The following is a 23,545-nucleotide window of genomic DNA, read 5'->3' as shown; positions in this document are numbered from 1 at the left end:
ACGAATCAAATGCTAAAGAATTTTGTGCGTTATGTGAGTTTCGCTACCTTGAGTATGGTTGGGTATTCGCTCTTTGTCTTGGCGGATACCTTCTTCATTGCCCAGGGAATTGGGGGACAAGGGATTGCGGCCTTGAACCTGGTACTTCCGGTGGTCCATGTGATTTCAGGACTGGGCTGGATGTTCGGGGTAGGGGGAGCGACCCTCTTCACCATTCAGAGATCGCGCGGTCAGGTGCGTCGGGCCCAGGAGATTTTTTCGTTGACTAGCTTAGTGGCCGCTCTATTAAGTTTTTTCATTGTGGCTATTTGCTTCTTCTTCCGTGATCCCTTACTTCAGGCTTTAGGGGCATCCGGTGAACTTTATCACTGGGCCAGGGATTATTTTGCGGTCTACACCCTCTTTACCCCGGCCTTTATCCTAAACTTTGTCATGGTGTCCTTCTTGCGCAATGATGGGGCGCCCCGCTTAGCTAGTATTGCCTTCCTAGCAGGGGGCCTAGCGAATATTGTCCTCGATTACATCTTTATCTTCCCTCTCCAATGGGGCTTGGCAGGGGCAGCTTTGGCGACCTGCTTCTCGCCGATTCTCTCTTTGGTCTTAGCAGTCGGCCACCTACGCCGGGAAGATAGTCAGCTGAAATTTCGTCGCTTCCGCTTCCAATGGCGAGAGCTGGCTTCTGTTGTGGCGAATGGCTTGTCTTCCTTTATGAATGAGTTCTCCTCGGCTGTAGTCATGTTCGCCTTCAACCAGGTCTTATTGAATCTGGCGGGCGATTTGGGCGTAACGGCCTATGCCATTATCGCTAACTTGAACATCATCATTATTGCTATCCTAACAGGGATTGGTCAGGGCTTCCAACCCCTGGTCAGCCAGTTCTATGGGGCGCGTGATGACCGCAATGTTCAGGCTGTCTTCCGTCTGGCCCTAGTGACCTATCTGGTGTTTGGCGGCCTCTGCTTAGTCATTGGTCAAGTGGGGGCGGGCTCTCTAGTCAGCATCTTTAATAGCCAGGCAGATCCGGCCCTAGCCTCCATGGCCAGTTCAGGTTTGCGACTCTACTTCCTATCTTATCCGCTGACTGCCGTGAATTTCTTTGTGATCTATTATGCGGTAGCTGTCAACGCCCCGCGCTCGTCCATGGTCGTTTCTCTGTTAAGAGGACTGGTCTTGATTGTGCCTTATCTCTTAGTGATGAGTCGGATTTGGGACCTGACCGGCGTTTGGCTGACCATGACCGCTGTAGAAGCTAGTACAGCCCTCATATCCCTCGCCCTGATCATCTACTATTACCGCCGCCTGACAGGTGAACAAAACATCAAAATCTTCCGCCGGTTAAGAAGAAGGGTGTGAGCAAAGGCGTTCAGAAAGGAATGACTGGAGGCAAAGTGGATAAGAGCAGCTTTAGCTGCTCGCTCCACTTTGCTGAAGTCACTTCCCTTCTGCCTTTGCGAACCCGACTACACAGGGTGTGAGGGAGCGCGGGTAGAAGTGGACCTCTGGAGCAAAAGACCGGAGAAGTCTGAAAGACTTCGCAGGGATTTTGTGAAGAGGAGCCAGTTCTGCGCGACCGAACCCGACTAAGAAGGGTGTGAAGGCTGGCGGGAGAAATAGACCTCTGGAGCAAATAGCCAGAGAAGACTGAAGGTCTTCGGCGGATATTTGCGAAGAGGAGCTATTTCTGCCAGCCTGAACCTGACTGTAGGGTGTGAGAGGATGCGCTCAACTTTTAATCAGGAGCTCTGAGTGTGAGTTGCTTATGCTCAACTTTCAATCGGAGGGTCTCAGTCTAGGTGACCAAGGCGGCTTCAGCTGCTCTTATCCAACATTTACCTTCACCAAAGAAGCTAGATCCGCTCTAGCTTCTTTTATTATGGGCTTCTTCCCTTGGTGGAAGGGTTTTCTTTAGGTATAATAGGAGTGACACATAGCTGAGAAATGGAGGAGACAAGATGGCAGAATTTAAAGAAGATGCGGCCGCCTTGCTGGAGGCAATTGGCGGTCAAGATAATGTGGCAGCGGTGACCCACTGTGCGACTCGGATGCGTTTCGCTTTGGAAGATCCCGGCAAGGCGGATGTTGACCGGATTGAGAGCTTGCCTTCAGTTAAGGGGACATTTACCCAAGCGGGGCAATTCCAAGTGATTATTGGCAACAAGGTGTCGGATTTCTACCAAGAATTTGAAGCGGTATCGGGTTTGGAAGGAACGAGTAAAGACCAGGTGAAAGCTCAAGCCAAGGGCAATCAGTCCGCCTTCCAGCGGGGCCTAGCCTTTATGGCGGAGGTCTTTGCACCAATTATTCCAGCCTTTATTGTCGGGGGGTTGATCTTAGGCTTTAGGAACTTATTGAGTGGGATTCCCTTAGATATGCTGGATGGTCAGACCCTAGTGGAAGCTTCGACTTTTTGGGCAGGTTTGAATGACTTTCTCTGGCTGCCTAGTGAGGCCATCTTCCACTTCCTACCGGTCGGCATTACCTGGTCCGTGGTGAAGAAGATGGGCGGAACCCAGATTCTGGGGATTATCTTAGGGATTACCCTGGTCTCTGGTCAGTTGCTGAATGCCTATGATGCGCCGGCCGCTATCCTCAATGGAGAGGTGCCGGTCTGGGACTTCGGTTTCTTTACTTTGGATAAGATTGGCTACCAGGGTCAGGTCTTACCGGCTCTCTTCGCTGGTTTGACGCTGGGCTACTTGGAGCGTTTCTTCCGCAAGCACGTGCCGGAGTACCTGTCGATGATCCTGGTTCCCTTCTTGGCCCTCTTCCCTTCGATTATCCTGGCCCATACCGTGCTAGGGCCGGTGGGTTGGCGGATTGGGACCTGGATTGGGTCGATTGTTTACGCCGGTCTGACTTCAGGTCTAAGTTGGCTCTTCGGGGCGGTCTTTGGAGCCCTCTATGCGCCCCTAGTGGTGACGGGCCTCCACCACATGTCCAATGCCGTCGACGCCCAGTTGATCGCAGACTACCAGGGAACGGGGCTCTGGCCCATGATTGCCCTCTCGAATATTGCCCAGGGTTCTGCGGTGCTTGCCGTATGGTGGATGACCCGCCATGATGAAGAGGAATCCCAGGTTACCATTCCAGCCGCTATCTCAGCCTATCTCGGCGTAACAGAACCTGCTCTCTTCGGGATCAATCTCAAGTACATGTACCCCTTGGTGGCCGGGATGATCGGCTCTGCCTTGGCAGGGCTCCTATCCACGGCGACCAAGGTAACTGCTAATTCCATTGGGATTGGTGGCTTGCCTGGCTTCTTAGTGATCCAGGTTCCCTCAATGGCTTGGTTCTTCCTAGCCATGCTGATTGCCCTAGTTGTGCCTTTTGTCCTGACTATTCTCTTTAGGAAGATGGGTTTCTTGGTCAAGGACGGTCAGGGTCAAAAGGAAGCAGTCAGCCAAGAAAATTCTGACCAAGTAGATCAAACGGCACCGACACCGGCTAAGGCTGAAACAGCTAAGGAAACAATAGCCAGCGTCGCCAACGGTAAGGCTAAAGCCATTACGGCCGTTGATGATGAGGTCTTCTCTCAGCAGATGATGGGGGATGGTTTTGCGGTGGAACCCACGGATGGCCGGGTAGTTTCTCCCGTAGCCGGCAAAGTGACGAGTGTCTTTCCTACTAAGCATGCGATTGGTTTAGAAACAGATTCAGGCGTTGAAGTGCTTATCCATATGGGCTTGGATACGGTTGACTTGGAGGGAGAACCCTTTACCATTGAGGTGCCAACAGGTCAGGCGGTTGACATAGGGACAGAGCTAGCCGAAATGGACCTGGAAGCCATTCGGGCAGCAGGTAAAGGAACAGATATTGTGGTTGTCTTTACAGAGGCAGACCAATATGATGCGCTGGACTTTAACTTTGACCAGGTGGACCAAGCAGGCCAGCGTGTCGGCTATTTGATTAAGTAATCGAAAGGAGTTCCTGTAATGAATTTTCGTGAGATGACGGTTTACCAGATCTACCCCAAGTCTTTCCAGGATAGTGATGGAGACGGCTTCGGAGACTTGCGTGGGATTATCCGACGCTTGGACTATTTGGCTAAATTGGGGGTGGATATGCTTTGGTTGAGTCCGATCTACCCCTCACCTCAGAATGATAATGGCTATGATGTGAGGGATTACCGGGCTATCGACCCGCGCTTTGGGACGATGGAGGATTTTGAGGACTTGGTTCAGGAAGCAGACAGGCGTGGCATGGGCTTGATGATGGATATGGTCTTTAACCATACGTCAACTGACCATGAATGGTTCCAGAAGGCCTTGGCGGGGGACGCAACCTACCAGGACTACTATATCCTTCGCGAGCCCAAGGCCGATGGGAGCCTACCGACCAACTGGCAGTCTAAGTTTGGTGGCCCAGCCTGGGAGTCTTTTGGCGATTCCGGCCTTTACTACCTCCACCTTTATGATGTTAGCCAGGCCGACCTCAACTGGCACAATCCTGCTGTTCGTAAAGAATGTCAGGCCATTTGTAATTTCTGGCTGGAGAAGGGAGTGCGGGGCTTCCGCTTCGATGTCCTCAATGTGATCGGTAAGGATCCGGTCTTAGTCGATGGGTCCGGCGATGGAGGCAGCGAGGAGAAGGCCCTCTATACCGATACCCCGCGTGTCCACGACTGGGTGCGCCAGCTGAACCAGGCCAGCTTTGGTCAGCGCGAGGATACGGTGACCGTGGGGGAAATGTCTTCGACCTCTATTGCTGAGGGAGTCAAGTATACCAATCCGGACCGAGATGAATTGGATATGATCTTCAACTTCCACCATCTCAAGGTAGACTATCCCGAGGGTGAGAAGTGGGCCCAGGATGACTTTGACTTCCTAGAGTTGAAGCGGATCCTCAATGACTGGCAGGAAGGAATGGCTGCGGGGGGCGGTTGGAATGCTCTCTTCTTGAGTAACCACGACCAACCCCGCCAGCTCAGCCGCTTCGGTGATCCAAAGCACTACCCTTATGAATCGGCAACCATGCTGGCCCAGACCATTCACCTGATGCGAGGTACCCCCTATATCTACCAGGGTGAAGAGATTGGTATGACCAATGCCAACTTCCAGTCGATCGAAGACTACCAGGATGTGGAGACCCACAATGCCTACCAGAGCCTCTTGGAAGCTGGCAAGGATCAAGCTGAAGCCCTGGCCATTATCCAAGACAAGTCACGGGATAATGGCCGGACCCCTATGCAGTGGAAAACCGGCGACCAAGCAGGCTTCACGACGGGGACGCCCTGGCTGGCAGTTAATGCGAACCATGACCAGGTGAATGCCCAGTCGGAATTGAGCCAGCGTATTTTTGCCTACTACCAGGACTTGATCCAGCTGCGGAAGACAGAGCCGCTAATTAGTCAAGGTGACTACGAGGGGCTCTTTCTTGACCATCCTCGAGTCATGGCCTACCGCCGCCGCTATGGCGACCAGGAGCTCTTGGTACTGTCTAATTTCTATGGCGACCCTGTGACGCTGGACCTCAGTGAACTAGGCTGGCAGGCTGACGCTAAGAAAGTTATAGGCAACGGCCCCTTGACGGAGCTCTCAGACCAGCTAGAAGTCGCCCCTTATGAAACCGTCGCCTTCCGTTATCAGAAGAAAGGTTAAATATTTTTTAGAATTTCCTAAAGAAGTATTGACGTCTCCCTGAATACCTGCTATACTATAGTCAAGTTAAACAAATCGCTTGGCACCGACCAAGCATAGCATGCCAGTTGTTCCAACTGGCACAGCTAGCGACTATGCGCTAGCACCACGGGAAATTAAGCGAGCAAGAACGCCCAGAGCCAACTTGCATCGCTTTTTTTGATGTTTAGGGTGTGAGGGCTGGCGGGAGAAAGAGATCTCTGGAGCAAAGAACCAGAGAAGAGTGAAGGTCTTCGGCGGATCTTTGCGAAGAGGAGCTATTTCTGCCAGCCCGAACCCGACTATAACAGGGTGTGAAGGCCGGCGCTTAGCCGGTTTTCCATTTGCACTCAGAGACTTTGCGTGCAAATGGAGAACTACGAGTTACGGAAGTTGCCCAAAGCTGTCGAATCGAATTCATTTAGAAGAGTCATTCTCTTTTAACTAGCAGTCAGGATTCAGCATTAAAAAAGAAAAAAGACGAGCCCTCTAAAAAGAGCTCGTCTTTTGCTTTGCGCTAAAAATAGTTTGAGTTACAGTCTACGCAGTCGGGTCCGCAATTGCTTATACCCTTATTTGCTTTCCAAGATCACTTGGCTATCGAATTTGCCAGCTGTCATGGAAACAATTTCTGCTTTGTCTGGATCGTTTGGTTGGTCACGTTTATCGGATGCTTCCCAAGCGGCCCAGGCGTCTTTGTTTTCCCAGCGGCCGATAACGAAGATGACGTCTTTACCGTCTTCTTGTTCTTCGCCTTTGAGGACAGACATGTCGACGAAACCATCTTGTTCGGTAATGATTTCACGGTCGCCTAATTTCTTGATCACATCTTCAGTGTGTTCTGCTTCAGTAGTAATTTTTTGTAAAATAACAAACATTTAGCATCCTCCTCTGTTTAATCTAAATCTAGCATAACAAGAATCGCGACCAATAACAAAAGTTACGCTCAAGTCTCCTTGTTTTCTGCCAATTCATTGTTTCGAAAAGCTATTGCAGAAGAAAAAGACCCAAACGCTTATCAGCGCTGGGTCTTCGTTAGAATTTTAATTATGCATGCGGAATACGGATCCGCTTAGTCTTCATCCCGGTTAACATAGTCGGTAACGGCGCCGCGGTCGGCAGAGGTGACGTTGTGGGCATACTTACCGAGTGCACCTTTCTTGAGAAGTTCTGGGAGGACCAGTTTTTCCCGACGTTTGGCTAATTCTTCGTCGTTGACTTCGAGGGTGATGGACCGGCTTGGCACGTCGATGGTGACGGTGTCGCCTTCTTCAACCAGGGCGATGGTTCCGCCGACAATGGCTTCAGGCGCGATGTGGCCGATAACCAGACCGTGTGAACCACCAGAGAAGCGGCCATCAGTCAAGAGGGCAACGGATTCACCTAGGCCTTCACCCACCAGGATAGAGGAGAGGGAAAGCATTTCAGGCATACCTGGTCCACCTTTAGGTCCTACATAGCGGACGATAACAACGTCGCCTGGGACAATTTCTTGCCGGGTCGCTGCTTCAACCGCATCGTCTTCTGTGTTGAAGACGCGGGCAGGGCCGGAATGGTGCATGACCTTGAGCCCAGAAAGTTTGGACACACAGCCTTTTTCAGCCAAGTTACCGCGCAGGATGATCAATGGACCGTCTTCGCGTTTAGGCGCAGAAAGCGGCATGATGACGTCTTGGCCCTCGCTCAGACCTGGCATTTCTGCCAAGTTTTCGGCCAGGGTCTTACCTGTAACCGTCAGGCAGTCGCCGTGGAGGTAGCCCTCTTCTAGCAAGTATTTCATCACCGCTGGGACGCCGCCGACTTTGTAGAGGTCATTGAAGACATAGCGGCCGGAAGGTTTGAGGTCAGCTAAGTGAGGCACCTTCTTCTGGATGCGTTCGAAGTCTTCCAGAGTCACGTCGACTTCCACCGCATGGGCAATAGCCAGCAAGTGAAGGATGGCGTTCGTTGACCCACCCAGAGCCATCACCAAAGTAATAGCATTTTCAAAGGCTTCCTTGGTCATGATATCTTTAGGGTAGATTCGTTTCTCGATGAGCTTGCAGACAGCTTCACCAGCTGCCCGGGAGTCGTCATGTTTTTCTTGGCTGACGGCAGGGTGGCTGGAGCTGCCGGGTAGGGACATACCTAATGCTTCGGCTGCTGAGGCCATGGTATTAGCGGTATACATCCCACCGCAAGACCCGGCGCCAGGGCAGGCATTTAATTCAACATCGCGAAAACGGTCGTATTCGATGGTTCCAGCGGCGTATTGGCCAACTGCTTCAAAGGCGGACACAATATCAATGTCCTGGCCTTCACGGTCTTGGCCAGGCAAAATCGTTCCGCCATAAACGAAGACAGCTGGTAGTCCGGTGTTGGCAATCCCAATCAAACAGCCGGGTATGTTCTTATCGCAGCCCCCGAAGGCCACAACCCCGTCCATGTTTTCACCGTTGACTACGGTTTCAATGGAGTCGGCGATTAAGTCACGGGAAGGCAGGGAAAAGCGCATCCCCTGGGTCCCCATGGAAATCCCGTCAGAGACCGTAATGGTGTGGAATTCGAAGGGATGGTAGCCGTAGTCCTTGATAGCTTGGATGGTTTCATCCGCCAGGTCCCCCATATGCATGTTACAAGGGGTAATATCGCTCTCAGTATTGGCAACCCCAATTTTTGGTTTCTTGAAGGTTTCATCGGTTAAGCCTACCGCCCGCATCATCGCCCGGTTCGGCATTCGTACGTCTGGATCGTAGACTTGACTTTGGATCCGATAATCTTTTTCTTGATCTGCCATCATGACACTCCCTATCTTAGTAATGTGAATATTATGAATCATTATAAGTTATTAAAAATAATAGCACAAAGTTAAACTAAAAGCAAAACAATCTAAGTATTTTCTCATTTTATACTCATCAAAAACAATTCTAATCTAGACGACTTTGAAAGAATGGATGGGAAAGATCTATACTTAAGCTTCCCCTAAGATTGTCAGGGGAGATTGCGCTGCTTTGTGGGGGTTTGCTATAATAAGCATGCATGGTAAGAAGTGGAAGTTAAGGAGCGTACGGTTAACGATGAAGATTCTAATCACAACTGACTTATATCAGCCTGCTGTTAATGGCGTGGTGTCTTCTTTAATGACTTTGCGCGAAGAATTGATGGGGCGGGGCCACGATGTCCGGATCCTGACCCTAGGTGACAAGCAGGCTATTGCCAAGGAGTCGGGCGTTTATTACTTGAATTCCATCAAGGTGGGGAAGATCTACCCCGGCGCCCGCATCAGCCTGCCCATCAACCACAGTATTATACGGGAGATCATTGACTGGGCTCCAGATATTATCCATACCCAGTGTGAATTTTCGACTTTTCACGCGGCTCGGACCATTGCCAAGGCCCTGGATATTCCCATTGTCCATACCTACCACACGGTTTATGAAGACTATACCCATTATTTCTCCCCCAGCAAGGCGACAGGGAAGAAGATTGTTTCGGTGGTCTCCTACCTGACCTTGCGCGCGACCGATGCGGTGATTACGCCCAGTAAGAAGGTGGAGCGGCTCCTGCGCGATTATGGCGTTGACCAGACCATCGAAATTATTCCGACGGGGATCAAGCTGGCCCGCTTCCAACAGGCCTTCCCGGAAGAAGAAATAAAGGCGCAGAAAAGGGCTCTGGGACTGAGCGATGACCAGCTCGTCTTGGTCTCCATCGGGCGGCTGGCCAAGGAGAAGAACCTCCAAGAAATCATTGCTTATCTTGCCCGCTTACAGCGGCCGGATCTCCGCCTGCTTGTGGTGGGCGACGGCCCCTACCGCAGCAACTTAGAAGCTGAAGTGACTCGTTATCACTTAGAGGACCAGGTTATCTTCACCGGTAAGGTCGCCCAAGAAGAGGTCGCCCGCTACTACCAGCTCGGGGATATCTTTGTCAGTGGCTCGACCAGTGAAACCCAGGGCCTGACCTATATCGAGGCCCTGGCTTCCGGTCGGCCCGCCCTCTGCCGCGCCGACGATTGCCTAGAGGCGTTCCTAATTGACGGCTACAATGGCTACCAGTACCACGATTTCGACGAATTTGCGTCCTATTTAGACCGCTTGCAAGAACAAGGTACTCGACGTCGCTTAGGCAGCCGGGCCGCCAACTATGTCCAACAGAATTTCTCCTCCAAGGTCTTTGGCCTCTTGGTGGAATCCGTCTACCAGCAAGTCCTAAACAAGCGCCAATTCGCTAAAAATCAAGAATCTCGAGCAGATAAATCATAGAATGAAACAAGGCCCTCCTAAGCATCTGAGTTAAGATCTTTGGGAGGGCCTTTTTGTTTTGTTCAGAGTGTATGCGGCGTGTGACTTGCTTTTGTGTGGCTCGTTAGCAAGTAGGGGCATGTCAACTTGTTTTTGGCGAGTCCCTTAGCAAGTCAGCTCATTAAATTGAAATAATGGCACACAAAAAGGCCATAATAATCTATGCTTAAATTGCTGTAAAAAGTGATGCTTTGGCATCGAAAGGAGAATTATTATGGCCCAATTAAATTCTACAATAAATCTTGAGGGAATGAAAGTGTTAACCCTCATGCCCTGTATGGAATAGATATCATAACTGACTTTTGGAGCAGATGTTTAAAAAGGAGCTGGGGCTTTTGTCCAAGCCCCCAATTGCTGCCTTCGAGTGGGTGTTGGGGTTGGTCAACCCTCACTTGCGGGTCTCGATTGTGTGTTGTAGCTTCCTAAGCCTCATTCTGATGTCTTTAGTGTGGGTTAGAGTGTATCAATCCCCACTCGGGCATTTTCTCTGTGGGTTAGAGCTTGCCAACCCACAGTCTAGGCCTCTGAGTCCATGTTGACCTTGCTAATTTTTGATCTACTAACCGAAGTGTAGAGTTTTTTTGATTTTTTAGTTAAAAAGGAAAACAAGCTAGGCCGAAGCCTAGCTTGTTGAATAATTGTATGGAAATATCAGCTATCTATAGAGAGGTCCACTTCTTACCGCGTGCCCTCACACCCTTTAGTCGGGTTCGACTTGGCAGACTCGGAGTGATTTTACAAGTCAGAAGCGAGCGAATGCTTCGCTCTTATTCTGACTTGCTCCAATCATCCGAGTCTAAACGCCAAGTCTCACACCCTCCAGTTGGGTTCGGGCGCGCAGAAGTGGCTCCTCTTCACAAAGCGCCGTCGAAGACTTTCAGTCTTCTCTGTTGCTTTGCTCCAGAGTCCACTTCTAACCGCGCGCCCTCACACCCTAGTCGGGTTCGCAATTGCAGACTTGAAGTGACTTCACCCAATCGGAACGATCGGCTAAAGCCGCTCTTTTCCGTTTGGTATCCAGTTATTCAAGTCTAAGCGCAATTGCTCACACCCTTACCCACACAGAGACGCTTCCTGCGGGGCAGGTGAAGTGGCCGTTGCCGTCGTCATCGATGCTGATGGTGTCTGGGCTGTTGCCGAGGGCGTCCTGCCACTCTTCACCGGCGTGGGCTTGGCCGACGTACATGTCTTTGAAGCCAGCTTCGCCGTTGGACATGAGGAGGGCTAGGCCATCGGGGTGGTCGCTATCGCCTTCGCGGGTGAAGCCGACGCAGTTGGGGTGGTCGAAGTAGTTGTTTTGCTTGCCGTAAGCTTGATTCTGTCGGAGGTCCAGGAGTTGGTCGAGGAGCTCTTGCTCGCCGGGGATGGGATTGTCGCCGCTGATGCCGTAGTAGTCCCCGTAGAAGACGCAGGGGAGGCCGTCTTGGTGGAGGAGGATAAGGGCGTAGGCGAGGGGTTTGAACCAGTCTTGGACCCAGGATTCGAGGGATTGGCCAGGTTGGGAGTCATGGTTGTCGACGAAGGGGATGGCTAGGGTGGGGTTCTTCTGGAGCAGGGTGTCGTCGAGCAGGCTGGACATGTCGAAGCCGTCAACCGCTTCGGAAGCTGCCTTGAAGTTCTGGTGGAGCTTGACGTCGAACAGGTCGATGTCGAAGCTGGTTTCGTTCATATAGTTCTCCAGGCTGGCATAGTCCCCATTCCAGTATTCCCCAATCAGGTAGAAGTCAGGGTCAGCCTCCAGGAGCTTGGCTGCCAGTTCCTCGATGAAGTCGGCGTTGATATGCTTGAGGGCGTCGAGCCGGAAGCCGTTCAGGCCGGTCTCTTGGACATACCACTTGGCCCAATTCTCCACTTCCTTGATCACGTCGGGGTGGCGGTAGTCAATATCGGCGAACATGAGATAGTCGAAGTTTCCGTTCTCGCTATCCACTTCATCATTATCGGCCCAGCCCTTGTTGAGCCCCTTGATCATGAAAATTCCATTGCTGTCGGTCGCCTGGTCATAGTCCACACCGGAGAAGTGGGTCCAATTCCACTTGAAGGCACTGTAAGTGTCCCCGCGTCCAGGAAAAGTAAACTTGGTCCAACCTTCAATTTCATGGGCTTCAGAAATGATTTCCTGGCGGTTATCGGGGTTCACCTCATAGGCTTCGAAGCGCTCAGACTCATCCGCCCCGGCCTTGTGGTTGAGCACGACATCGCCGAGGACGGAGATGCCCGCTTCTTGAAGGGTTTGGATGGCCTTTATATAGTCATCCTTGGTTCCATACTTGGTGCGCTGGGCCCCTTTTTGGTCGAATTCGCCAAGGTCATAGAGGTCATAAATTCCGTAGCCGACATCATTGGTGCCCGTTCCCTTGGTCGCTGGGGGCAGCCAAATATGGGAAAAGCCCTTGTCAGCAAGGTGCTGGGCGTCTTTAGCCACCCGCTGCCAGTGCTTGCCATCATCCGCAAGCTCCCACTCGAAATATTGAATCATCGTTCCATTCATGGTCTTTTCTCCTTTTCTAAATCCTATTATCTGCACCTTAATTATACCCAATAGCCTTAGAAAATACTCAGAAAGCGCCTAGGGAACAGGTTTTGTTTTTAAATTCAATTGTTGGCTGCTTATAAGAAAAGTGGACCTCGATCTTTTAAGATTGCTGTCTAGAAAAAAAAACAGAAGCCCTCGTTTGAAGGAACTTCTGGTTTTCTGTTTTATTTGTCGAGTAAGCGGCGGCTCTCTTTGATCAGGGCGTCGGCGGCTTGTTCGATATTTTCGGGGATGGTGGCCAGATTGAGGCGGATGTAGTCGCCGAAGTTGGCGCCGAACCAGTTGCCGTAGTCGACGGCTAGGCCACAGCAGTCTTGGATAAAGTTTTCCATGTCGATTTGGTCTTGGACGAAGGGGAGCTCAACGAACATGAGATAGGTCCCTTCCAGGTCGGTGACCTTGGCTTCTGGGAGTTCTTGGGCCAGGCGGTCTTTGAGGTAAGTGTAGTTGCTGTAGATGGTGGCCTTGAAGCCTTCCAACCAGTCCGCCCCATCCCGGTAGGCGGCTTCGGTCGCAATGAGCCCCATCATGCTGTTCTCGGTGAGATTCAAGCGGTCCACCACCTGGTCGTATTGGGCCCGCAATTGGTCATCGGGAATCATGACGTGGGACTGGAGGAGGGTGGCCATGTTGAAGGTCTTAGAAGCTGCGTTAACTGCCACGATCCGGTTCCGGTACTTGCCGCCTGCCACATTGAGGGCAGGGATCTGAGGCCGACCGCTGAAGTTGAAGTCTTGGTGGATTTCGTCAGATACAATCAAGACATCGTGCTTTTCACAGATCGCAAAGAGCTTGTCCATTTCGTCTTCGGTCCACACCCGGCCCGCTGGATTGTGGGGTGAGCAATGGATATAGAGCTTGACCTGGGCATCGATAATGGCCTGCTCAAAGGCGGCATAGTTGATTTCAAAATGATTGTCGACAGCCTTGAGGTCGCAGGTGATTAAACGACGTCCCGTATCCCGGGCGGCATTGTGGAAGGGATAGTAGACCGGGGTCTGGATAAGGATGCTGTCGCCCGGTTGGGTATAGGCATAGACGAAGTAGTAGAGAGCTTGGACCACACCGGTGGTAAAACGAATCCAGTCTTTTTCTAAATGGAGGTCGAAATGGTCGGCCATCCAGGAGAAGAAGGCCTCGTAGTAGTCATCGCTCACAAAGGTGTAGCCGAAGACACCGTGGTCGATCTTGTCGTGGAGGGCTTGGCGGACGCTATCGGGTGTCTTGAACTCCGCGTCAGCCACCCATAGTGGGAGCAGGTTTGCATCGCCGAAGCGTTCTTCTAAGAGGTCCCACTTGAGCGATTGGGTGTTTTGACGTTCAACGGCATAATTTTTGATGAATGTTTCTTTATCCATGGTATCATCCTTTCTGGTTAACACAGACAAGCGAGCAGGCGCGAGGTCTTAACTTACTAGTATTCTACCATAGATTAAGCGCTCTCTCTTATAAATCCGGTTCGACATGGACATCGACTTGTTGGATGGCGAAGGCGTCGGCTAAGACGTGTTCCACCTTTTCCGTGATGTCGTGGCCTTCCTTGACGGAGAGGGAGGGGTCGACCAGGATGGTGACGTCGATGTAGACATTGGCACCGTAACGGCGGGCGGCAATGTGGCGGACGCTGTGGACGTCGGGGATGGCGGCAATCTCTTCCTCGTAAGTCTCAATCAGGTCAACGGGGAAGCCGTCCGTCAATTGGAAGGTGGAGTCGACGAAGATATCGAAGCCGGTCTTCAGGATAATGAGGCCGATTACCAGGGCCATGACCCCGTCCAACCAAGGCAAGCCGAACTGGCTGGTGAGGGCAGTGAAGGCCGTCATGAAGGAGGTGAGGGCGTCGGTCAGATTGTCCTTGGAAGAGGCGAGCAGGGCCTGGCTCTCAAGCTGCTTGGCCAGACGCTTGTTGTAGAGGTAGACCCCCAACATGACCAGTCCCGAGACCAGGGCCACGCCGATAGTCAGGGGGTCTGGGGTCACAGGCTCATAGTGGAAGAAGTTCTGCAGACTGTTCAGGGTTACTTCTAGGCCAATATAGAGAATCAGGAAGCTCATGGCCAGGGTTGCGATAGATTCCGCCTTCCAGTGGCCGTAGCGGTGGTCGCTGTCCGCTGGCTTGCGGGAGAAACGCAGGCCGATAAACATGAAGACCGCATTGATGGTATCCGATAGGTTGTTCATCCCATCCGCCGTCAGCGCACTGGACCGGAAGAAATAACCTCCTAGTAACTTGGCCGTGGCAATGATGAGATAGCTGGCGATACTGAGCCAGGTGGCCCGCTCGGCACGTTTGACTTGTTCATAAGATTGTTCGGGCATGGTGTCAACTCCTCTTAGCTTAATAGACCTAGTATAGCAAATTTTCAAGCCAGAATCCTTGAAAGGTCGGGATTTGGACCGCCTAAACTTGATCTTTACTGGAGCCTTGGAGGGACTTTTAAGGGTACAGAAGCTTGTGAAAAAATTGAAGTTGAGAAGATGAATTCGGTTTCTTGTCGTAGAGCCTGTCTGAGATCCTCTTAGAGTGACTCCAAATCCAGATACAAAAAAGGTACTTGCAAAGAATAGGCAAGCCTTTTGCCACTTGCCTGATTTTGCTCGTTTTGGGAAGATTTTGGCTTGCACAAAGATGTAAAATAATATAACATGATGTCAGATTATAGAATTGAAAGGATAGGGGGATTTCTCATGTCAGAAAAAGAGTTGCGGCGGTCGATGGCGGTCTTTCCGATTGGAACGGTGATGAAACTGACCGACCTCACAGCCCGTCAGATTCGTTATTACGAAGAGAAACACCTGATTACACCTCAGCGGTCGGAAACCAATCGGCGAATGTATTCGCTTAATGATGTGGACCGCTTGCTCGAGATTAAGGATTATATTGCGGAAGGGCGGAGCGTCAACTCCATCTACCAGATCTTCCACAAGCAAAAAACTGCACCGAAAAAAGAAGAAAAGCCCACCAAGCAGCTGACGGACGAAGATGTCCGGGAGATTCTCTACAATGAATTCATCAAGGCTGGTGGCTTCCGCCAAGGCGACCCACGCCAGCGGAAGATGTAGGTTGGTAGCAAGTAGAGAGTCGGCAACTTTCGAATAGGGCTTCGGATCGCAAGTCGGGTCGCGTCAACTTTCAAATGGGGCTGCCGTTAGCAAGTCGGGTCGCACCAACTTTCGAACGAGGCCGCCCTTAGCGATTAGGCTTGCATCAACTCGCAAACGGGCCTCCGATTAGCAAGTTGAATTGCTCCAACTCGCAAACGAGGCCAGCATTCCCAAGTTGCCCCCGCTAGGCAAGCCGCCCTTTCCCGAACCATAATGAAAACAAGCTAGCAAGGCCTTGCTAGCTTGTTGATCCTTATTTTAGATTTTTTACTAATGGTTCTGCCTCATCCTAATGGGCCATCATTTTATTAGAAGAGATGTGTTCTCCAATTTGTACTCAAACTCTCCGAATACAAATAGCTGGCTCCAATTTTCTCCAGAGGTCCACTTCTAACCGCGCTCCCTCACACCCTCAAGTCGGGTTCGCAAAGGCAGAAAGGGAGTGACTTCAACAAAAGGGAACGACCGGCTAAAACCGCTCTTATCCCTTTTGTCTCCAGTCATCCCTTTCTAATCGCCTTTGCTCACACCCTGTAGTCGGGTTCGAGTATGCAGAAAGGGCTCCTCTTCATAAAAGTCCATCGAAGGCTTCCAGCCTTCTCTGCTCTTTTATTCCAGAGGTCCCTTTCTACCGCATCCTCTCACACCCTCAAGTCGGGTTCGACTTGGCAGCTTTCGTGTCACTTCACAAGTCCCCGCCGCAGTCTTGCAGACCGCTCTGGTGACTTGCTCCAGTGAACGAAAGCTAAACGCCATCCCTCACACCCTGTGTAGTTGGGTTCGCAAAGGCAGAAAGGGAGTGACTTCAGCAAAGTGGAACGACCGGCTAAAGCCGATCTTATCCTCTTTGCCTCCAGTCATCCCTTTCTGAACGCCTTTGCTCACACCCTCTAATCGGGTTCGGTCGCGCAGAAGTGGCTCCTCTTCACAAAGCGCCGCCGAAGACTTTCAGTCTTCTTTGTCGCTTTGCTCCAGAGGTCCACTTCTACCCGCACTCCCTCACACCCTGACAATCAAGTGCCCGTGCCGGTAGGGTGTTCCGTTCTCGCGGTAGGAGAAGCCGTCGGGGTTTTGGTAGGTGCAGTGGTGGTGGATGTAGATGTTTGCTGCTGGGATGCCGCTGAGTTGGCATTGTTTGGCGACGACGGCTTGGTTGTCGATGTGCCAGCGTTGGCTGTCGGCTCGGTAAATAATGGCGTCGTCGGCATAGCCGAGCGCGTGGAAGGCCTGGTAGGCGTCGGCTTGGACTTCGAACTTCTCTTGGGAGAGGGCGGGGCCGATGTGGACCTGGACTTGGTCGATGGCGACTTGGGGATGGGCTTCTTTGATCTGGTCAAAAGCTTTGCGGCTGATTTCTTGGACGGTGCCCCGCCAACCGGAATGGATGGCACCAACTAGGCCTGAGCCTTCCTCGTAGAAGAGGATGGGGACGCAGTCGGCGGTCAAGACGCCTACAATGATCCCCTTGTCAAAAGTATAGAGTCCGTCGCAGTCAGCGATACCGGTCTCAGCTGACCGGGCGCCTCGGCCAATATCTTCTCGGCCCACTTGGTAACAATGGGGGCTGTGGGTCTGCTGGGGCATGACCAGCTTATCTAGACTCAGCCCGTATGCTTCAAGGGCGGCCTGGCGGTTGGCGATGACTCCGGTCGGGTTTTTAGCCTGGCGGAGGCCGAAGTTGCCTTCTTCGGGCTGGTCGACCTGGCGCAGGCTGGTCAAAGCGATGATCGAATCTGGGCTTGGATAGCGGAAAGTTGTCATAAGTGACCCTCCTTTTTTAGCTTAATCTTAGCCGCTAAATCTTAAAAAAACAAGTTTACGAACTAAAGGAGAAACGATGAATATTTATTTTAACCATAATTTTAATGCAGACCCGAGCCAGGAAGCTCAGACGACCAACTTCTGGGGCCAGGTCTTGAAGCGGACCTTTAAGAATATCTGGGTCTTTGCCTGGGCCCAGGTCAAACTGCTGGCCCTGGTCTTTGTGATTCTTGGCCTCGGCCTCCACTTTCTGGGGATTCCCTGGGCCTGGCTCTTGGCTCTGGTAATTGCCCTCCTCGATGCCCTGCCTGTGATCGGGTCCGGGATTGTTTTCGTCCCCTGGATCCTCTACCAATGGTTCTTGGGGGATACGACCCTTGGTTTCTGGCTACTCGGCCTCTACCTGGTCGTGGCCCTCTTGAAGCAGGCTCTCGAGCCCTTCTTCCTGGGCCGGGACTTGGCCTTGCCGGTCTGGGTGACCCTTCTCGTAACCATTATCTGTACCCTGGTCTTCAATGTCATGGGGATCGTAGTCTCTGCTCTAGTTATCCCCTTCCTCTCCGCCTACCGCCAAGTAAGCCGGGACTTCCAAGACCAAAAGCGGGACCAGAATAAAGAAATCGACGCTGAATTTACCGAAATGAATGACTAATTAAGTAAGGATGTGATTCCATGTCAAAAGAACAAATTGCAGGTTTTCACCTGGTAGACCAATTCCAAGCACCAGACGCCAACAGCCTGGCCTATGTCTATGAACATGACCAGTCGGGTGGCCGTGTGCTCTGGCTGAAGAATGAGGACCAGAACCGGGCCTTTGGGATTGGCTTTATCACCCCGCCTGAGGATTCTAGGGGGGCAGCCCATATTGTCGAACACGCCGTTCTGGCGGGGTCACGCAAGTACCCGGTCAAGGACCCTTTCATGTCCATGCTCAAGACTTCCATGAACACCTTCCTCAATGCCATGACCTTCTCCGATATGACTCTCTATCCGGTGGCTTCCATGAATGAGGAGGACTTCCACCATCTGATGGATGTTTATTTAGACGCCGTCTTCTTCCCTCGGATGTTAGAAGAGCGCCGGGTCTTCGAACAGGAGGGCTGGCACCTGGACCTGGACGAGGAAAGGGATAAACTAGCCTACAATGGGGTGGTCTATAACGAGATGCGTGGGGTCTACTCCTCGCCCGACCGGACGGTTATCCAGGACATCGACCGTACCCTCCACCCTGGATCCACCTATGCCCATGATTCAGGCGGCTATCCTTATGACATTCCCAAGCTGACCTATGAAGACTTCTGCGCCTTCCACCAGGCCCACTACCGGCCCGACAATGCCTTGGCCTTCCTCTATGGCGACCTGGACATCGACCGCGCCCTGACCCAGATCGATGGCGACTACTTCAGCCACTTCCAAGCGGGGCAAGGTCTGTCTAGTCTTCAAACGCCTGTACCCAGTTCGGAAGACCGCCGTTATACCCTTAGTTATGACGGTGGCAAGGGCGACGACCGGTCGACTGACTCCTATTTGAGCTATAGCCTGCCTTTTGGCCAAGCGACTTCCCGAGAGGACCAATACCTGATGGGGCTTCTTGCCGATAGTCTGGTTAATGCCGAATCCAGTCCGATCCGCCAAGCCATCCTGGAGGCCGGCTTAGCCGAGGATGTCTCTGTTTATGGGGGCAGCGGCTACTACCTGGACTTCACCATTATCCTGGAGCGCTTCAACGCCGACCGGGTGGATGAAGCGGTCGCCCTGATTCAAGATGTTCTCCGCCAGGTGGTTGAAGAAGGCATCAATACGGAGCTCTTGGAAGCTGTGATCAAGCGGACCGAATTCGCCTTGCGTGAGGCAGGGGGCGCCAATCGCGGAGTGACCAAGTTCATCCAGTGCATGAGTGCTTGGCGCTATGGCATCTCCTTTGACGAATCCTTGAATTACAGCGAGAGCTTCCAGGCCTTTAGAGAGCGCTTGGGGACGGATTATTATGAGCGGCTCATCCAGGACCGCTTGCTAGGGGCAAAAGGCCAGCAGATCCTCGTCCACGAGCCTGAGCTGGGCCGCCACCAGGCCATGGACCAGGAAGTAGCTGACCAACTGGCAGACCAAGTCCAAACCATGACAACAGAGGAATTAGACCAGGTTAAGACGGCCAATGCCTCCCTCCGCAGCTACCAGCAGACCCCTGACAGCCCCGAAGCCCAGGCTAGTCTACCCCAGCTCGATTTGGCTGACGTGGACCGGGAAGTGGCTAGCATCCCTGAAGACCAGCTCACACTCGCCGGAGGTCAGACATGTCTTTATCATGACCAGCCCGCAGCGGGTATTCGCTATGTCCACTTAGCCTTCCCGCTCGACCAAGTGGCCTTCGATGACCTAGCGACCCTCTCGGACCTCCTGATCTTCCTCGGTAGCGTCTCAACGGAATCACACACTTATGCGGACTTGGATACAGCTATCCTAACCTATGCCAATGGTTTAAACTTCCAGGTCAAGCTCTACCGGGACGTGGACCAGCCAGCTCTTTACCAGGCTAAGCTAGTCGTTTCTTTCGCTGCCCTGGGTCGAGATAGTGGCCAGGCCTTCGACCTAGTGGAAGAGATCCTAACGACCAGCCGCTTCGATGAGAAGGCCCGACTCTTGAATATCCTCCAGCGGGTTAAGGCGGACTTGGAGGACAGTCTGGAGACTAGTGGTCATAGCTCAGCCCTCACCCGGCTCCAGGCCATGACAACGGAAACGGCTCGGATTGCGGAAGAGCTAGAAGGAATTGCCTATTACGATCATGTCTGTGCCCTCCTCGCTGACTTTGATGCTGTCTTCGAAGACTACAGCCAAGCCCTGACCGACCTCCAAGCCAGGCTCTGGTCTAGTCAAGACGTCACGGTTAGTCTGACGGCGGAAGCCAGTGACCGTGATGTCCTCATCGAAGAGACTCAAGCCTTCCTAGCTAAGTTGCCAAGCCAAAAAGCCCCCAGCCAACCCCTCGATGTGCCGCTAACTGGCCGCCAACGCGAAGGCATTCGAACCAACGGCAATGTCCAATATGTGGTCCAAGGGGGTCGAATCGACTCTGAGAATTTCTATTATTCGGGGGCTGTCGTTGTCCTCGCCCATCTCTTGGCCAGTAGCTTCCTCCACGAACAAATCCGTGAACAAGGCGGCGCTTATGGGGCAGGCTTTATCCTGAATCCAGCTGGTGATCTTGCGGCTTACTCCTATCGCGACCCCCACCTCAGCCGCACGCTAGAAGTTTACAGCCAGATTGGGGACTTTATCCGCCAGTTGACCCTTGACCAAGCGACCATTGATCAGTTCATCATTGGCGCGATGACTAACTTCCACTTCCCTATCGTGCCCCAAGCTGTCAACGGTCTAGCCCTCCGCCGCTACTTCAAAGGCGAGACCGAGGGGCGGATTAACCGGCGTCTCCAAGAAGCCCTGGCAACTAGCTTGGATGATTTCCAGGCCTATGCGGACGCTATTGATCAAGTCTTCCAAGAAGATGCCTGGGTGGTGATCGGCAACCAGGACAAGATTGATGCTGCTGCTGATCGTTTCACAGACCGTCGCGATCTTAAATCCTACCGAAGTTAGCAATAAGTCTAAGCCATAGTCCCTAGCAAGATTTTGTTCCTGCTAGGGGCTTTTTCTTGTTTGGAGAAAAATAAGACGCTTCAAATAGTACTTATAATTTGATAACATAAATAATATATGCTTAATAAAAACTAAATTTGTATTTTTTTGTCAGTCGGTCTTCAATGTGCAAAAAGCCTCAAAAAGATGAAAATTATTATAATAGGAAGAAAGAGATCAAAAATCGTAGGTTATTTCTTTAGGCTATTAATACAATAGATTAAATTAGCGCAAAAAGTATCAAAATGAACAAAATTAATGTGCAAAATAAAATACAAAAAATAAATTTAATTTCTCTTTAAAAAGCAAGTAAAAACCCTTAGATATTAAGCTTTGTTTTTAAAATTTTGACAAATTGGAAAAAGTACAAAAAAATTTTCTGTTTATTATTTTATTTTTTGTGGAGTAAGATAATTGGTGACGTACGCGAATGATTTATTATGCCGGGAGGTTTTTATGCTAGGAAAAAATAATATAAAATTAAGAAGAGAGAAGATGAGTAACAAGTTCTACCGTTACTCCATCAAACGTCTAAATATAGGCGTCGCCTCTGTAGCAGTTGCTGCAGGCTTATTGTTTGCTAACCAAGCCGTGAGCGTGCAAGCCGATGAAATTACTGCAGCCAGTGCTGTGGACCGGGTAGAAGCCCCAGCTGATGCAACCAGCAGCCAGCCAGAAGCGGCACCTGTGCTTGAAGCAGCTCCAGAAGCTGAAGCTAAGCCAGCCGAAGAGCCTGCACCAGCAGCTGAAGTTCCAGTCGAGCCAGAAGCAACAAAGCTGGAAGCCCCAGAAGCTGAAGCTAAGGCCCAAGCCCCAGCTGAAGAAAATAAAGAATCAGCAGAAAAGAACTTAAACCCAGAAGTGGGTGAATTGTCAGACAACGGCAAGAAGGAAGCTCCTCAAAGCCAAGCAGGCAACTATGCGGCAGTTGAAGGGGCTGAAATTCCAGGCGCTTCTGCAGAAGCAGCTCGCGAAGCTGGCCTCGACCGTTTGGCTGAGAGAATCTTAGGTGCAGCCAACCCTCAAGAAGCACTTCGAACAGAACTCAAGGACATCTACACCGACGAAGAGATCGATGGCATTGTGAAGAATGTCGATTTAGCTAAAGTCAGCAACGGCCGCCAGTTGATGGAAGAAGTTTCCAAAGCCGGCGTTCAGTACGCGGGCGACAAACGCCGTACGGGCTTTGCCTTCTATGCCGCATCTGAAACCCCAAGTGAAGTTCGGGTTGGTGGAGCGCCTGTTGCTTTAGGGAATGCGTCAACACCATTAGCTCATAGAGGAGATGGGATAGTTCACGGTGCGGATCAGCCAGCTAATTACACCTTTAAAGCGACTCCCGATCGGGCAGGAAATAAAGTAGATTTTGAATTAACTTATCATGTGGGCCCTAATGGCTTAAATGGATTAGGATCTGTAAGTCATGAACCTCGATTTGGTATTGAATTAGGAAATGGATTCAATGTTCCTGCGAATGGTATCACTGGGAAAGTGAATGTTCCAAACAGTAAAGCTTATCCTAAGCCAGCAGATTTCACCTTAAAAAAAGCAGGGGCACTTGGTTATCACGGTATATCTACTTCAGATGCACGTCCTCTATCTAATTTTGATGCTAAGGCTAATCGTCCACTTATTTTAAAATTCTCAGTACCAGTAAGAGATTGGAATGGAAAGTTAGACTATAAGGCTACCGTCGGAATGTTTAACCGTGCTTTTAGTGCAAATACTTCGACTATGGATCCACAATCTAGAGAAAATTATTTTGTTAATAATGCTTCTCAACAAGGTGACTTTAATCCTGAAGCTAACTTCGGTACGCGCGAAAAAGTTACTAAGTCTCCTATCAAATTCCAAACTCAGTATCGGACAACCACTGAACTCCCTATTGGTGCAGCTAAACAAGTTAGAGCCGGGGAAGAAGGGGTTACTAAACACATTAAAACAGTTCGCACTTATAAGGGCGTTGACTTAGGAGAAATTGGAACGCGTGATGAGATTGAAAAGCCAGCAGTAGATGCGGAAATCTTACTTGGTGTCGGCCTACCAGAAGGCCAGAAACAACCAGTTGAACCTCCAGTAGTGAATCCTCGTCTATCAGGCGATACGACTATCAGCGGTGTAGCTGAACCAAACAAACCTATTACTGTAACAGTTGGGAATAAAACCTATCAAACACGTACCAATCCAGATGGGGAGTTCCAAATTTCTAATGTAACACCTTTAAACGAAGGCGACACAATTTCAGCTGTCGTCCATGACGGCGATCGCACCAGCCGCCCAGGCAAGACCATCGTTCCTCGTGATGGACGTACTCCTAAGATTACAACTGAACGTGGTGAAAAAGACAGCCGCCCAGGCACTAAGGTAACTGTAACTGATCCAGTAACTGGAAGAGTCCTCAATGAAACTTTTGTTTACGATGGACAACAAGGACCTAAAGGTGATGCCGGCGCTAAGGGTGACAAAGGTGAACCTGGTGTAGCTGGACCAAAAGGCGAAAAGGGCGAACAAGGTGTCGCCGGCCCACAAGGTCCAAAAGGCGAAAAGGGCGAACAAGGTGTCGCCGGCCCACAAGGTCCAAAAGGCGAAAAGGGCGAACAAGGTGTCGC

The 23,545-nt window shown here is 51.2% G+C and carries 14 protein-coding genes; 8 read left to right on the top strand and 6 right to left on the bottom strand.

What is annotated here, in order from left to right; translation table 11 throughout:
- Positions 1-9 precede the first annotated feature (9 nt).
- The 3 genes from QP860_RS09050 to treC all read left to right on the top strand — a co-directional run bounded on the left by QP860_RS09050 (position 10) and on the right by treC (position 5,597).
- Complete coding sequence (locus QP860_RS09050; protein ID WP_070618018.1) at positions 10-1,353, top strand: MATE family efflux transporter; 1,344 nt, start codon at positions 10-12, stop codon at positions 1,351-1,353.
- Between the two features lie 599 nt (positions 1,354-1,952).
- A complete protein-coding gene (gene treP / locus QP860_RS09045; protein ID WP_070618022.1) occupies positions 1,953-3,914 on the top strand; it encodes a PTS system trehalose-specific EIIBC component in 1,962 nt (653 codons plus the stop codon).
- A gap of 18 nt (positions 3,915-3,932) precedes the next feature.
- A complete protein-coding gene (gene treC, locus QP860_RS09040; RefSeq protein ID WP_284912600.1) occupies positions 3,933-5,597 on the top strand; it encodes an alpha,alpha-phosphotrehalase in 1,665 nt (554 codons plus the stop codon).
- 590 nt (positions 5,598-6,187) lie between these two features.
- Here treC and QP860_RS09035 read toward each other — a convergent pair.
- Positions 6,188-6,493 carry an antibiotic biosynthesis monooxygenase family protein gene (locus tag QP860_RS09035; RefSeq protein WP_070618028.1) on the bottom strand — a complete coding sequence of 102 codons (306 nt, stop codon included), beginning with the start codon at positions 6,491-6,493 and terminating at the stop codon, positions 6,188-6,190.
- Between the two features lie 194 nt (positions 6,494-6,687).
- On the bottom strand, positions 6,688-8,391 hold the full coding sequence (ilvD, locus tag QP860_RS09030) for a dihydroxy-acid dehydratase (RefSeq protein WP_284912599.1): 1,704 nt from the start codon (positions 8,389-8,391) through the stop codon (positions 6,688-6,690).
- A gap of 280 nt (positions 8,392-8,671) precedes the next feature.
- Between ilvD and QP860_RS09025 the strand changes: the two genes are divergently transcribed.
- Positions 8,672-9,859: a glycosyltransferase family 4 protein gene (locus QP860_RS09025; protein WP_284912598.1), complete on the top strand. Its 1,188-nt coding sequence runs from the start codon at positions 8,672-8,674 to the stop codon at positions 9,857-9,859.
- A 1,084-nt stretch (positions 9,860-10,943) separates the two neighbouring features.
- Here QP860_RS09025 and QP860_RS09020 read toward each other — a convergent pair.
- From QP860_RS09020 to QP860_RS09010, 3 genes are all read right to left on the bottom strand, one after another.
- Entirely contained in the window at positions 10,944-12,389 is a 1,446-nt protein-coding gene (locus QP860_RS09020; protein WP_070620835.1) for an alpha-amylase, read from the bottom strand.
- Between the two features lie 209 nt (positions 12,390-12,598).
- Complete coding sequence (locus tag QP860_RS09015) at positions 12,599-13,792, bottom strand: MalY/PatB family protein (protein ID WP_070620837.1); 1,194 nt, start codon at positions 13,790-13,792, stop codon at positions 12,599-12,601.
- An 88-nt stretch (positions 13,793-13,880) separates the two neighbouring features.
- A complete protein-coding gene (locus tag QP860_RS09010) occupies positions 13,881-14,753 on the bottom strand; it encodes a cation diffusion facilitator family transporter (RefSeq protein ID WP_067973414.1) in 873 nt (290 codons plus the stop codon).
- Between the two features lie 369 nt (positions 14,754-15,122).
- Here QP860_RS09010 and QP860_RS09005 point away from each other — a divergent pair, with 369 nt between their 5' ends.
- Entirely contained in the window at positions 15,123-15,497 is a 375-nt protein-coding gene (locus QP860_RS09005) for a MerR family transcriptional regulator (protein ID WP_070620840.1), read from the top strand.
- Between the two features lie 1,041 nt (positions 15,498-16,538).
- Here the strand turns inward: QP860_RS09005 and QP860_RS09000 are convergent.
- Entirely contained in the window at positions 16,539-17,300 is a 762-nt protein-coding gene (locus tag QP860_RS09000; RefSeq protein WP_070618783.1) for a purine nucleoside phosphorylase YfiH/LACC1 family protein, read from the bottom strand.
- 76 nt (positions 17,301-17,376) lie between these two features.
- Between QP860_RS09000 and QP860_RS08995 the strand changes: the two genes are divergently transcribed.
- The 3 genes from QP860_RS08995 to QP860_RS08985 form a co-directional block, all read left to right on the top strand.
- Positions 17,377-17,952 (top strand): AI-2E family transporter, encoded by a 576-nt coding sequence (locus tag QP860_RS08995; RefSeq protein WP_284912597.1) that lies wholly within the window; start codon positions 17,377-17,379, stop codon positions 17,950-17,952.
- A 20-nt stretch (positions 17,953-17,972) separates the two neighbouring features.
- The gene (locus tag QP860_RS08990) at positions 17,973-20,897 is read left to right on the top strand and encodes an insulinase family protein (protein WP_070618789.1); all 2,925 of its coding nucleotides are present in this window, start codon (positions 17,973-17,975) and stop codon (positions 20,895-20,897) included.
- A 534-nt stretch (positions 20,898-21,431) separates the two neighbouring features.
- On the top strand, positions 21,432-23,545 hold a 2,114-nt coding region (locus tag QP860_RS08985; RefSeq protein ID WP_284912596.1), incomplete at its 3' end, for a YSIRK-type signal peptide-containing protein.

Origin of the sequence: Aerococcus sp. UMB1112A, from assembly GCF_030230715.1 — a bacterium.
In the GTDB taxonomy this organism is placed as follows: domain Bacteria; phylum Bacillota; class Bacilli; order Lactobacillales; family Aerococcaceae; genus Aerococcus.
This window is presented reverse-complemented; position numbering and strand designations above follow the sequence as displayed.

Bases quoted from the DNA above. Each gene is read 5' to 3' on its own strand.
- QP860_RS09050 (WP_070618018.1), top strand. From the start codon at position 10: ATGCTAAAGAATTTTGTGCGTTATGTGAGTTTCGCTACCTTGAGTATG.
- treP (WP_070618022.1), top strand. From the start codon at position 1,953: ATGGCAGAATTTAAAGAAGATGCGGCCGCCTTGCTGGAGGCAATTGGC.
- treC (WP_284912600.1), top strand. From the start codon at position 3,933: ATGAATTTTCGTGAGATGACGGTTTACCAGATCTACCCCAAGTCTTTC.
- QP860_RS09035 (WP_070618028.1), bottom strand. From the start codon at position 6,493: ATGTTTGTTATTTTACAAAAAATTACTACTGAAGCAGAACACACTGAA.
- ilvD (WP_284912599.1), bottom strand. From the start codon at position 8,391: ATGGCAGATCAAGAAAAAGATTATCGGATCCAAAGTCAAGTCTACGAT.
- QP860_RS09025 (WP_284912598.1), top strand. From the start codon at position 8,672: ATGAAGATTCTAATCACAACTGACTTATATCAGCCTGCTGTTAATGGC.
- QP860_RS09020 (WP_070620835.1), bottom strand. From the start codon at position 12,389: ATGAATGGAACGATGATTCAATATTTCGAGTGGGAGCTTGCGGATGAT.
- QP860_RS09015 (WP_070620837.1), bottom strand. From the start codon at position 13,792: ATGGATAAAGAAACATTCATCAAAAATTATGCCGTTGAACGTCAAAAC.
- QP860_RS09010 (WP_067973414.1), bottom strand. From the start codon at position 14,753: ATGCCCGAACAATCTTATGAACAAGTCAAACGTGCCGAGCGGGCCACC.
- QP860_RS09005 (WP_070620840.1), top strand. From the start codon at position 15,123: ATGTCAGAAAAAGAGTTGCGGCGGTCGATGGCGGTCTTTCCGATTGGA.
- QP860_RS09000 (WP_070618783.1), bottom strand. From the start codon at position 17,300: ATGACAACTTTCCGCTATCCAAGCCCAGATTCGATCATCGCTTTGACC.
- QP860_RS08995 (WP_284912597.1), top strand. From the start codon at position 17,377: ATGAATATTTATTTTAACCATAATTTTAATGCAGACCCGAGCCAGGAA.
- QP860_RS08990 (WP_070618789.1), top strand. From the start codon at position 17,973: ATGTCAAAAGAACAAATTGCAGGTTTTCACCTGGTAGACCAATTCCAA.